This window comes from Serratia rhizosphaerae, from assembly GCF_009817885.1.
Classification (GTDB): domain Bacteria; phylum Pseudomonadota; class Gammaproteobacteria; order Enterobacterales; family Enterobacteriaceae; genus Serratia_B; species Serratia_B rhizosphaerae.
The window spans coordinates 2,787,915-2,800,003 of the sequence record NZ_CP041764.1 but is presented as its reverse complement, the minus strand read 5'-3'; the positions used below and the strand labels follow the sequence as shown (position 1 = coordinate 2,800,003).

The following is a 12,089-nucleotide window of genomic DNA, read 5'->3' as shown; positions in this document are numbered from 1 at the left end:
ATGCCGTTAGTGAAAAAGAATAAACGCATAACCATCAGTGATATTGCCGGGCTGGCAGGCGTGTCGAAATCGACCGCCAGCCTGGTGCTTAATGGCCGCAGCAAGCAATACCGCGTCTCTGACGATACCCGCGATCGTATTTTGGCGCTGGCTAACGAGCACCACTACCAACCCAGCATTCACGCCCGCTCGCTGCGCTCTACCCGCAGCCATACGCTGGGATTGGTGGTGCCGGAAATGACCAACTACGGCTTTGCGGTTATCGCCCGCGAACTGGAAACCCTGTGCCGCGAAGCCGGTTTGCAGCTGTTGATTGCCTGCTCGGATGAAAACCCGGCGCAGGAGATGATGGCGGTGAACAATCTGGTACAGCGCCAGGTCGACGGGCTGATCGTCGCCTCCAGCCAGTTGAACGATGCGGAATACCAGAAGATTAACGCCAGCCTGCCGGTGGTGCAGATGGACCGGGTCATTAACGGCTCGTCGCTGCCGCTGGTGATCACCGACTCGGTGTCATCGACCGCGCAGCTGGTGGAGACGGTCGCCCGACAGCATCCCGACGAGTTCTATTTTCTCGGCGGCCAGCCGCGCCTGTCGCCGACGCGCGATCGCCTGGCCGGTTTCCGCCAGGGCCTGGAAAACGCCGGCGTCAGCGCCCGGGACGCATGGATAATCAGCGGCAACTATCACCCCAGTTCCGGCTATGAAATGATCGCCGGCCTGTGCGCACGCCTCGGCCGTCCGCCGAAGGCGCTGTTTACCGCCGCCTGCGGCCTGCTGGAGGGGGTGCTCCGTTACCTCACCCAGCATCAGCTGATGGACAGCGATATCCACCTGTGCAGCTTTGACGACCACTACCTGTTCGACTGCATGACGCTGAAAATCGACACCGTGGCGCAAGACTGCCGCGGACTGGCGCAACACAGTTTTGATCTGGTGACGCAGTTGATCGACGAACGGCCGCCGGAACACAACGCCCTCTACCTGCCCGGCAGCATTCACTGGCGCCACGCCGGCTCGCTGGCGCTGCTCGGCCAACGCTAATTACCAAGGAGCGCTCCATGCCGCAAAACATTAATAAAGATACCCAGCTGTGCATGTCGCTGGCCGGCCGTCCCGGCAACTTCGGCACCCGCTTCCACAATTACCTGTATCAGGCGCTGGGGCTGAACTTCATCTACAAGGCGTTCACCACCAACGATATTCAGGCGGCGGTCGGCGGCGTACGCGCGCTGGGCATCCGCGGCTGCGCGGTATCCATGCCGTTCAAAGAGAGCTGCATCCCGTTCCTGGATGAGCTGGATCCGTCCGCCACGGCCATCGATTCGGTCAACACCATCGTCAACGACGGCGGCTTTCTGCGTGCCTATAACACCGACTACATTGCCGTCGCCAAACTGCTGGCGCAGCACCAGGTGTCGCCGGACACCTCGTTCGCCCTGCGCGGCAGCGGCGGCATGGCCAAAGCGGTGACCGCCGCGCTGCGCGACGCCGGCCTGCGTAACGGACATATTATCGCGCGCAATGAGGCCGCCGGCCGGGCGCTGGCGCAGCAATACGGTTATGAGTGGCAAGCAGAGATGGGTAGCCTGCAGCCGCAGATGCTGATTAACGTCACGCCGATCGGCATGGCGGGCGGCGCCGAAGCGCAGCAGCTGGCCTTTGAGCCGGGCTGTATCGCCGTCGCCGAGCGGGTGTTTGACGTGGTGGCGCTGCCGGCGGAAACGCCGCTGATTCGCCACGCCCGCCAGCAGGGTAAAGCGGTGATTACCGGCGCGGAAGTGATTGCGCTGCAGGCGCTGGAGCAGTTTGTTCTGTACACCGGCGTGCGGCCGAGCGATGAACAGGTCGCCCGCGCGGCGGCGCATGCGCGCGGCTGAGCGCCGCAGATAGCAGATAAAAGAAAGGCCGGGCAATGCCCGGCCTTTTACGCTTTCTCAGGAAGTTACTTGGCAGCCCCTTCCATCCCCACCAGCCCCACCTTCAGGTAGCCGGCGTTGCGCAGCGTATCCATCACGCTCATCAGCGTGGCGTAATCCACACTCTTGTCCGCCTGGAAGAAAATGGTGGTTTCCTTGTTGGACTGGGTGCGGCTGTCCAGTACCGAGGTCAGCTGCTCCGCCGTCACCGGCTGGTCGCCGACGTACAGCTGTTTGTCAGCCTTCACCGACAGGAATACCGGTTTTTCCGGACGCGGCTGCGGCTTGGCCGTCGAAGCCGGCAAGTCGACACGGATATCCACCGTAGCCAGAGGCGCCGCCACCATAAAGATGATCAACAGCACCAGCATAACGTCGATAAACGGCGTTACGTTGATTTCGTGCAGTTCGCCGCTGTCGTCCAGATCTTCATTTAAGCGCATCGCCATAGATCACCCCGCCCGCAGCTGGTGTGCGTGCTGTGCGCGTTTGGCTTCCGCCGTCGCCGCCAGATCCAGGTCACGGCTCAGCAGCAGCAGCACCTGCGCCGCCACGTCGCCAACCTGCGCACGGTGGCCGCCGATCACGCGGGCGAAGATGTTGTAAATCACCACCGCCGGGATGGCGGCAACCAGGCCCAGCGCGGTAGCCAGCAGCGCTTCTGCGATGCCCGGTGCGACCACCGCCAGGTTGGTGGTCTGCGAGTGCGCGATGCCGATAAAGCTGTTCATAATGCCCCAAACGGTGCCGAACAGGCCGACAAACGGCGAGATCGCACCGATGGTGGCCAGGAAGCCGTTGCCCTTGCCCAGCTGACGCCCGTAGGCCGCCACCCGGCGTTCAAAGCGGAAGCCGGCGCGCTCTTTAATGCCGTTGTTGTCGTTGGATTCCGCCGACAGCTCCAGCTCGTTCTGCGCGTCATTCAGCAGTACGGCGCTGATGCTCTCCGGCTGGAAGCCTTGGGCCATCTGGCTGGCTTCATCCAGCGAGCGGGCCTCGGCCAGCTGCTGATGCTCACGGCGCAGGCGACGCTTGGCGCGCGTCAGTTCGCTGCCTTTGGCAAACAGAATGGTCCAGGTGATGATCGATGCCAGCACCAGGCCGATCATTACGGTTTTCACCACCGCATCGGCGTGCTGATACATGCCCCAGACGGACAAGTCCATACCGCGCGTTTCCGGCGGCTGGACGGTCGGCGCCGGGTTGACCGGCGTCACTGACTGCGGCGCGGCGCTCGCCGGAGCCGGCGTTGCCGGCGCAGAGGCGCTCTCGGTAGCGGCCGGCTGAGTTTCCGGCGCGGCCTGCGCGCTGCCGGCCAGCCCGGCCACCAGCACCATGGACGCGATCAAACCGCGCCCGAATACGGCGCCCCACTGTCCCCGGCCAGCGCCGCGGGCTCTTTGATTCATAGTCTTGCCAGCCGTTTTCACGCTGCGCCTCCAACCATTACCGATCAAAATTAAACGAGAATTCAGCGTGCGATCATATCAAACAAATCACGGATTGATAGTAGTTATCATTATTATTTACTCAATAACGCATCCCTAGTCCAAAAAACCGTTAACCCGCGCCAGCCGCAGCTTTATCAGACGCCGCTGTGTAACATTTACCCAGTCAAACGCCAACAAACCCGTCACCGTTCAGCCGTTTTTTTAACCTCATCACGAAACACGACGGCTTTTACGTCATCACAGTGATGGCGATCAATTATTTTTAAAACAGCTTTTCAATTATGTAGCAAGCAGGTTTCAACTGTGTTTATCTTTTGTACTGACGCAGCGCGAACCCGGCCTGACGCGCCCCTTTCTGTTCACGCTGCGTGCCTGGGATGATGAACAACAATAACCCCGATGCCCGACACTCTGGAGATCCGCGATGAAACTGCCCCACGCCCTATCAGGTTTGTGCCTCTCCCTCTGCACATTGCTGTGCAGCCAGGCCGCACTGGCGCAACCAATCAAAGCCGCCGACGTCCACCCGGAAGGTTACCCCAACGTCGTGGCGGTGCAGCATATGGGAGACAAGCTGAAAACCGCCACGCAGGGCCGGCTGGAGCTGAAAACCTTCCCCGGCGGCATGCTCGGCGACGAAAAGCAGATGATCGAGCAGGCGCAGATCGGCGCCATTGACGTTATCCGCGTATCCATGGCGCCGGTAGCGGCGATTTTACCGGAGATCGATGTGTTCACCCTGCCGTACATCTTCCGCGACGAGGCGCATCTGCATAAGGTGCTGGACGGTGAAATCGGCAAGGAGATCGGCGATAAAATCACCAACGACCCGGCCTCACGGCTGGTGTTCCTAGGCTGGATGGATTCCGGCACCCGCAATCTGATCACCAAAAAACCGGTGGTGAAGCCGCAGGATCTGCAGGGGATGAAAATCCGCGTTCAGGGCAGCCCAATCGCGCTGGCAACGCTGAAAGCCATGGGCGCCAACGCCGTCAGTATGGGCGTCAGCGAAGTGTTCAGCGGCCTGCAGACCGGCGTTATCGACGGCGCGGAAAACAACCCGCCGACCTTTATCGCCCACAACTATCTGCCGGTAACCAAAAACTACACCCTGAGCCGCCACTTTATTATTCCTGAGCTGTTTCTCTATTCCAAAGTCAAATGGGACAAGCTGACCCCGGAAGACCAGCAGCTAATCCTCAAACTGGCGAAAGAGGCGCAGGCCGAGCAGCGCACCCTGTGGGCCGCCTATAACCAGCAGGCGCTGGAAAAAATGAAGGCCGGCGGCGTGCAGTTCCATGAGATCGATCGTGAGGCGTTCTATAAGATGACCCAGCCGGTGCGCGACCAGTACGGCAAGGCGCATCAGGCGCTGATCGACCGCATCAACGCGGTGCAGTAACCCGCTCTTTTTCCCGTTTTCTCGGAGGTTGGTTATGGCACATGCTTATCATCAGGCAATGGATCTGCTGTACCGTATCGCCATGTGGCTGGCCGGCGCGGCGCTGCTGGTGATGGTCGCCGTCATACCGGTCGGCATCTTCAGCCGCTACGTGCTCAATGAGGGCGCCGCCTGGCCGGAGCCGATCGCCATCTTGTGCATGGTGACCTTTACCTTTATCGGCGCCGCCGTCAGCTACCGCGCCGGCGCGCATATCGCCGTCAATATGCTGACCGACCGTCTGCCGCCGGTCTGGCAGCGTCTGTGCGGCCGGCTGGCGGACCTGCTGATGACGGTGATTAGCCTGTTTATTCTTTATTACGGCTACGGCCTGTGCAGCCAGCTGTGGCAGCAGCCGATGGCGGAATTCCCGCTGCTGAGCGCCGGCCAGGCCTACCTGCCGCTGCCGCTGGGCTCGGCCGTCACCCTGCTGTTCGTGATTGAGCGGCTACTCTTCGGCCCGCAGCACCACCGCCCGGTGGTGATGCTCGGCAATACCTGACGGAGCCCGTGCTATGGACGCCTTTATCCTGCTTGCTTCTCTCGCCCTGCTGCTGGCCATCGGCGTGCCGGTGGCCTACGCCGTGGGGCTGAGCGCCATCGCCGGCGCGCTGTGGATCGACCTGCCGCTGGAAGCGCTGATGATCCAGATGACCAGCGGCGTCAACAAGTTCTCCCTGCTGGCTATCCCGTTCTTTATCCTGGCCGGCGCCATTATGGCGGAAGGCGGCATCGCCCGCCGGCTGGTCAGTTTCGCCTATATCTTCGTCGGCTTTGTACGCGGCGGCCTGTCGCTGGTCAATATCGTCGCCTCCACCTTCTTCGGCGCTATTTCCGGCTCTTCGGTGGCGGATACCGCGTCGATAGGCTCGGTGATGGTGCCGGAAATGGAGAAAAAGGGTTACCCGCGCGACTACGCCGCCTCGGTCACCGCCAGCGGTTCGGTGCAGGCGATTTTGATCCCGCCAAGCCATAACGCGGTGATCTATTCGCTGGCCGCCGGCGGTACGGTGTCGATCGCCTCACTGTTCGTCGCCGGCATCCTGCCGGGGCTGCTGCTGTGCGTCTCGCTGATGGTGATGTGCGTCGCTTTCGCCCACAAGCGCGGCTACCCGAAAGGGGAAGTCATACCGCTGCGTCAGGCGCTGAAAATCTGCCTCGACACGCTGTGGGGTCTGATGACCGTGGTGATCATCATGGGCGGCATCATGTCCGGCATTTTTACCGCCACCGAGTCCGCGGCGGTTGCCTGCCTGTGGGCGTTCTTCGTCACCATGTTTATTTACCGCGACTATCGCTGGTCCGAACTGCCCAACCTGATGTACCGCACCATCAAGACCGTCACCATCGTGATGATCCTGATCGGCTTCGCTGCCTGCTTCGGCGCGGTGATGACCTATATGCAGCTGCCGCTGCGCATCACCGAGTTCTTCACCGCCATTTCGCAGAACAAATACGTCATTCTGATCTGCATCAACATCATGCTGCTGGCGCTCGGCACGCTGATGGATATGGCGCCGCTGATTCTGATCCTCACGCCGGTGCTGCTGCCGGTGACCAACGCGCTGGGCATCGATCCGGTGCATTTCGGCATGATCATGATGGTGAACCTGGGTATTGGCCTGATCACTCCGCCGGTCGGCTCGGTGCTGTTCGTCGCCAGCGCGGTCAGCAAGCAGAAAATCGAGGCGGTGGTCAAAACCATGCTGCCGTTTTACTGCGTGCTGTTTATGGTGCTGCTGCTGATTACCTATATCCCCGCCATTTCGCTGTGGTTGCCGCATCTGTTTGGCGTAATGGGCGGCTGAACGGCGTCTCTGCCGCCTTTTTCACGTTGCCTGTTTGCCCGTTTGCCGATAAACGGGCTTTTTTTCGCCGTTAGCACAGCGTATTCCACCTTGCGGTAGCGCGAAGGCAGTGAATAACCGTCACTTTTAATCACAGAAGTAAAAACGTCTGGATGGCTATTTATCGACATGCTACCGTAATACGCATCAACTTTTCGCAGTGAACAACCCGCAGGTAAGCCGTATGACGTCCAAAAATCTCGATACCGCGCTGATCGGCGCCGGCCGCAGCAAACGCTATACCCACGGCGCGGTCAACCCGGTGACGCAACGCGCCTCTTCGCTGGTGTTCGACACCGTGGCCGATAAAAAATACGCCACGGCACAGCGCGCCCATGGCGAACTGTTTTACGGCCGCCGCGGCACCCTGACCCATTTTGCCTTCCAGGAGGCGATGACCGAGCTGGAGGGCGGCGCCGGCTGCGTTCTTTACCCCTGCGGCGCCGCCGCGGTCTCCAACGCCATCCTGTCGTTCGTCAGCGCCGGCGACCACGTGCTGATGACCGGTTCCGTGTATGAGCCGACGCAGGATTTCTGCACGCATATTCTGGGCCGGATGAATATCGCCACCACCTATTTTGACCCGCTGATTGGCGAGGCCATCGCCGAGCTGATCCAGCCGAACACCCGCGTGGTGTTTCTGGAGTCGCCTGGCTCAATCACGCTGGAAGTGCAGGATATTCCGGCCATCGTGCGCGCCGTGCGTGCGGTAAACCCGGAGATTGTCATTATGATCGACAATACCTGGGCCGCCGGCGTGCTGTTCAAGGCGCTGGAGTTCGACATTGATATTTCCATTCAGGCCGGCACCAAATACATTATCGGCCACTCCGATTACATGCTCGGCACCGCGGTTGCCAACGCCCGCTGCTGGGACCAGCTGCGTGAGTACTCCTACCTGATGGGCCAGATGGTGGATGCCGATACCGCCTATATGGCAGGCCGCGGCCTGCGCACGCTGAACGTACGGCTTAAACAACATGAACAGAGCAGCATCGCCGTCGCCCGCTGGCTGGCCGAGCGGCCGGAAGTCGCCCGCGTCAACCATCCGGCGCTGCCTGAATGTAAAGGGCATGAATTCTATCAGCGCGATTTCAGCGGCTGTAACGGGCTGTTCTCCTTTATCCTGAAACAGCGCCTGAGCGAGGCGCAGCTGGCCGACTATCTCGACCACTTCAGCCATTTCACCATGGCCTACTCCTGGGGCGGCTATGAATCCCTGATCCTGGCGAATCAGCCGGAGGAACTGGAGGCGATCCGTCCGGCCGGCGGCGTCGACTTTTCCGGCACGCTGGTGCGGCTGCATATCGGTCTGGAGAACGTGCAAGACCTGATCGACGATCTGGCAGCGGGTTTTGCGCGCCTGCAGGCCGGCTGATTGACCGGCAACCGATAAAAATCGGGCAGACAATGGGGAAAATTATCCATCGCAAGCATATTTCTATGCGTCATTTAATGTCCGGTTACGCTAATAGAGGTACACTAATCACCATCATATTTGCTTCGTAAGGTGAACCTGGCGCAACGGGACAGAAAATGGATGTATTGAAAGAGATTGTTCACGCGCTTTGGCAACAGGATTTTACGGCTCTGGCCGATCCCAGCGTGATTTGGGTGGTTTATGCGGTGCTTTTTATCACCCTGTTTTTGGAAAACGGACTGCTGCCGGCGTCTTTTCTGCCCGGCGACAGCCTGCTGCTGCTGGCGGGCGCCTTAATCGCCAAAGGCGTGATGTCCTTCGTACCGACCCTGATTATTCTGACGCTGGCCGCCAGCCTCGGCTGCTGGCTCAGCTATCTGCAGGGGCGCTGGCTGGGGCATACCAATCTGGTCAAGGGATGGCTGCTGCAACTGCCCGCGCAGTACCACCAGCGCGCACACGTGCTGTTTCACCGTCACGGTCTGACGGCGCTGCTGGTCGGACGCTTTCTGGCGTTTGTCCGCACGCTGCTGCCCACCATGGCGGGCATCTCCGGCCTGAGCAATATGCGCTTTCAGTTTTTCAACTGGCTGAGCGCCCTGCTGTGGGTGGTGTCGGTGGTCGGCCTGGGTTACGCCTTCAGCCAAATCCCCCTCGTCAAACGCTATGAAGACCAGGTGATGGCCGGCCTGATGATCCTGCCGCTGGCGCTGCTGGTGTTCGGGCTGCTCGGCGCCATGCTGGTGATTTGGCGTAAAAAACGTCAGGCCTCCTGAACCTCGCCTGACGGCCGCGCAGCCGGCCGTCAGGCGGCGTAGTTATCCCGCACCCGCGCCACTTCATCGCTCGGCGTCACACCGAAGAAACGCTTAAACTCACGGCTGAACTGCGAGGCGCTCTCATAGCCCACCCGCATCGCCGCCGTACTGGCCTTCAGACCGTCGTGCAGCATCAGCAGCCGCGCCTTATGCAGACGGTAGGATTTCACGTACTGCAGCGGCGAGGTGTTGGTCACCGCCTTAAAGTTATGGTGGAACGCCGACACGCTCATATTCACCTCGCTGGCCAGCGCCTCGACGCTCAGGCTCTCCGCATACTGCTTTTCAATACGCCGCAGCGCCTTGGCGATCTGGCTGAAGTGCGTATGCCGGCTGACCAACTCCTGCAGCGAGGCGCCGCTGTGGCCACACAGCACGTAATAGAGAATTTCACGCACGATCTGCGGCCCCAGCACCCGCGCATCCAGCGGCTTGCTCATCACGTCCAGCAGCCGCTCGGTGGCGCACAGCATCTCGTCATGCAACGATGCGCAGTTGATGCCGCTGCTCTCGCCGTGCGGCGCCGTCAGATAGTCGTCATCGCCGATATCGATCAGCAGATCCTGCAGCATCTGGGTATCAATGCGCACCGAGATCCCCACCAGCGGCTGCTCAGGACTGGCGAAGGTTTCGCACTCAAACGGCAGCGGCAGCGTCATCAGCAGATAGTTGCGCGGATCGTAACGGAACACCTTGCTGCCGCAGAAGCCGACCTTGTGCCCCTGAAAAATGATGACAATACTGGGGTCATACATCACCGGCTGGCGCGGATAATGCCGGTCAGCATACAGAATGTTTACCTGCGGCACCGGCGACGGCGTATAGCCGTTACCCACGGCAAAGCGCGCCGCCTGCTGCGCCATCCGGTACCGAAGCTCGTCAATGTCGCTCATCCCGCCTCCGATTTGGTTAAGAATTACGCCTCACAAATAGTAATAAAACAGCGCTTATTTCTACAGAGCTTTGTAGGAATAGGCAAATACCAGGCAGAAATGTGCATTGTTAAGCCGCCGGGCGTCGCTGACAATAGTCCCTACAAATTAGCGGGCGCCATCTTCCCTATAGGTTTAGGCAAGCCGTCGCCTCGTCGTCAATCTGAAACGCACCCTCTTCTTCTCGGCAATCTTCGTTTTCTCCGGCCCGTTAAGGCACGGACGACGGCGCAATGCTGACCAGAAGCAAAACCGGATAAGGCAGCATGACCATGAACCAGACCATTGACCTGCTGACGTCGCATCGCAGCGAGCGCAGCTATCTCGACCAGCCGATCGCCGATGAGGTGCTCGACAGCATTATCGCCGCCGCCCATCTGGCGCCGACGTCGGTCAACTCCCAGCAGGTTTCGCTGGTTGTCACCCGCGACCCTGCCCAGCGTGCGCGCATCGCCGAGATTGCCGGCGGGCAGGCGTGGATCGCCAAAGCGCCGGTGTTTATCACCGTGGTGCTGGATATGCACAAAACCCGGCTGGGCATCGCCATGGGCGGCCAGCAGCAAACCGCGCACCAGAGCATTGAGAGCCTGCTCTCCGGCAGCACCGACGTCGGCATCGCGCTGGGCGCGCTGATGACCGCCGCCCGTTCGCACGGGCTGGGCATCGTGCCGATCGGCGGCATCCGCCGCGACCCTCAGGCGCTGATTGAACTGCTGCAGCTGCCGGAGCTGACCTTCCCGGTCGCCGGGCTGGTGATCGGCCATGTCGATCAGGGCGCACAGCAGAAACCGCGCCTGCCGATCGACAGTTTCCGCCATGAAGAACGCTATCAGCGCGAAAATCTGCCGGACGCCATCAAGGCCTATAACCAGACGCTGAGCGACTACTGGCAGCAGACCGGCCGCGCGGACGGCGACGACTGGAGCCGCAACACCGCCAGCTATTACCAGCATATCTATTTCCCGAATGTGCTTCCCGCCATTCAGCAACAAGGCTTTAAACTGGACAAATAAACCATGCAAAACTTTATTCTCCACACCCCAACCAAAATTCTGTTCGGTAAAGATCAAATTGCCGAGCTGGGCCAACAAATCCCGGCCGACGCCCGTATTCTGATTACCTACGGCGGCGGCAGCGTGAAGAAAAACGGCGTCCTGGATCAGGTGCACGCCGCGCTGCAGGGGCGCAGCGTCACCGAGTTCGGCGGTATTGAGCCGAACCCGACCTTTGAAACGCTGATGAAAGCGGTCGAGGTCGTGCGCGCCGAGAAGATTGATTATCTGCTGGCGGTCGGCGGCGGTTCCGTAGTGGACGGCACCAAATTTATCGCCGCTGCGGCGGACTACAGCGCCTCGTCTGACGCCTGGCACATCATGCAGACCGTCGGCAGCGAAATTACCCGCGCGGTGCCGATGGGCTGCGTGCTGACCCTGCCGGCCACCGGCTCGGAATCCAACAGCGGCGCGGTGATTACCCGTAAAAGCAGCGGCGACAAACAGCACTTCTTCTCGCCGCTGGTACAGCCGCAGTTTGCCGTTCTGGACCCGCAGGTCACCTACTCGCTGCCGCCGCGGCAGATCGCCAACGGCGTGGTTGACGCCTTTGTCCACACGCTGGAGCAGTATCTGACCTACCCGGTTGACGGCAAAGTGCAGGACCGCTTCGCCGAAGGCCTGCTGCTGACGCTGCTGGAAGACGGCCCGCGCGCGCTGGCGGAACCGGAAAACTATGCGGTGCGCGCCAACGTGATGTGGAGCGCCACCATGGCGCTGAACGGTCTGATCGGCGCCGGCGTGCCGCAGGACTGGGCGACCCACATGCTCGGCCACGAGCTGACGGCGATGCACGGCCTGGATCACGCACAGACGCTGGCGATCGTCCTGCCGTCGCTGCTGCGGGAGAAAAAGGCGCAAAAACGCGACAAACTGCTGCAGTACGCCGAGCGTGTCTGGGGTCTGCGCGACGGCGATGACGACCAGCGCATCGAAGCCGCCATTGCCGCCACCGCCGAGTTCTTCGAAAAAATGGGCGTGCCGACCCGCATGGCCGACTACCAGCTTGACGGCAGCAGCATTCCCGCGCTGTTGGAAAAGCTGCGCGAACACGGCATGACCGCGCTGGGCGAGCATCAGGACATCACGCTTGACGTCAGCGAACGCATCTATCAGGCGGCGCGTTAATCGCACCCCGTCGATTTCCTGCTAGGCTTATAGGCCGGGCCGAGCAATTTGCTGCGCCGTTGTCGTATGCCGTTAGCCGCC

Annotated in this window: 12 protein-coding genes; 9 read left to right on the top strand and 3 right to left on the bottom strand. The window is 60.8% G+C overall.

All coding sequences use genetic code 11. The features are described 5' to 3' along the window. The gene (locus tag FO014_RS13055) at nt 1–1,044 is read left to right on the top strand and encodes a substrate-binding domain-containing protein (protein WP_105232637.1); all 1,044 of its coding nucleotides are present in this window, start codon (nt 1–3) and stop codon (nt 1,042–1,044) included. 17 nt (nt 1,045–1,061) lie between these two features. After that, complete coding sequence (locus FO014_RS13050) at nt 1,062–1,880, top strand: shikimate 5-dehydrogenase (protein WP_160029820.1); 819 nt, start codon at nt 1,062–1,064, stop codon at nt 1,878–1,880. 65 nt (nt 1,881–1,945) lie between these two features. On the opposite strand, the gene exbD is transcribed toward FO014_RS13050, so the two are convergent. After that, nucleotides 1,946–2,368 carry a TonB system transport protein ExbD gene (gene exbD / locus FO014_RS13045; protein ID WP_105232639.1) on the bottom strand — a complete coding sequence of 141 codons (423 nt, stop codon included), beginning with the start codon at nt 2,366–2,368 and terminating at the stop codon, nt 1,946–1,948. A 3-nt stretch (nt 2,369–2,371) separates the two neighbouring features. Further along, nucleotides 2,372–3,349, bottom strand: coding sequence for a tol-pal system-associated acyl-CoA thioesterase (exbB, locus tag FO014_RS13040; RefSeq protein ID WP_105232640.1), 978 nt, complete (start codon nt 3,347–3,349; stop codon nt 2,372–2,374). 445 nt (nt 3,350–3,794) lie between these two features. Here exbB and FO014_RS13035 point away from each other — a divergent pair, with 445 nt between their 5' ends. From FO014_RS13035 to FO014_RS13015, 5 genes are all read left to right on the top strand, one after another. Next, nucleotides 3,795–4,772 (top strand): TRAP transporter substrate-binding protein, encoded by a 978-nt coding sequence (locus FO014_RS13035; protein ID WP_160029819.1) that lies wholly within the window; start codon nt 3,795–3,797, stop codon nt 4,770–4,772. Between the two features lie 34 nt (nt 4,773–4,806). Then, entirely contained in the window at nt 4,807–5,313 is a 507-nt protein-coding gene (locus FO014_RS13030) for a TRAP transporter small permease (RefSeq protein ID WP_105232642.1), read from the top strand. Between the two features lie 13 nt (nt 5,314–5,326). Further along, complete coding sequence (locus FO014_RS13025; RefSeq protein WP_105232643.1) at nt 5,327–6,619, top strand: TRAP transporter large permease; 1,293 nt, start codon at nt 5,327–5,329, stop codon at nt 6,617–6,619. 223 nt (nt 6,620–6,842) lie between these two features. Continuing rightward, nucleotides 6,843–8,036, top strand: a complete 1,194-nt coding sequence (metC, locus tag FO014_RS13020) for a cystathionine beta-lyase (protein ID WP_160029818.1) — start codon at nt 6,843–6,845, stop codon at nt 8,034–8,036. 158 nt (nt 8,037–8,194) lie between these two features. Further along, complete coding sequence (locus tag FO014_RS13015; RefSeq protein WP_105232645.1) at nt 8,195–8,854, top strand: DedA family protein; 660 nt, start codon at nt 8,195–8,197, stop codon at nt 8,852–8,854. 29 nt (nt 8,855–8,883) lie between these two features. Here the strand turns inward: FO014_RS13015 and FO014_RS13010 are convergent, their stop codons facing one another. After that, nucleotides 8,884–9,789, bottom strand: coding sequence for an AraC family transcriptional regulator (locus FO014_RS13010; protein ID WP_160029817.1), 906 nt, complete (start codon nt 9,787–9,789; stop codon nt 8,884–8,886). 311 nt (nt 9,790–10,100) lie between these two features. Between FO014_RS13010 and FO014_RS13005 the strand changes: the two genes are divergently transcribed. Next, nucleotides 10,101–10,841 (top strand): NADPH-dependent oxidoreductase, encoded by a 741-nt coding sequence (locus FO014_RS13005; protein WP_160029816.1) that lies wholly within the window; start codon nt 10,101–10,103, stop codon nt 10,839–10,841. 3 nt (nt 10,842–10,844) lie between these two features. Beyond that, a complete protein-coding gene (yqhD, locus tag FO014_RS13000) occupies nt 10,845–12,008 on the top strand; it encodes an alcohol dehydrogenase (protein ID WP_105232648.1) in 1,164 nt (387 codons plus the stop codon). The last annotated feature ends 81 nt before the right edge of the window (nt 12,009–12,089 follow it).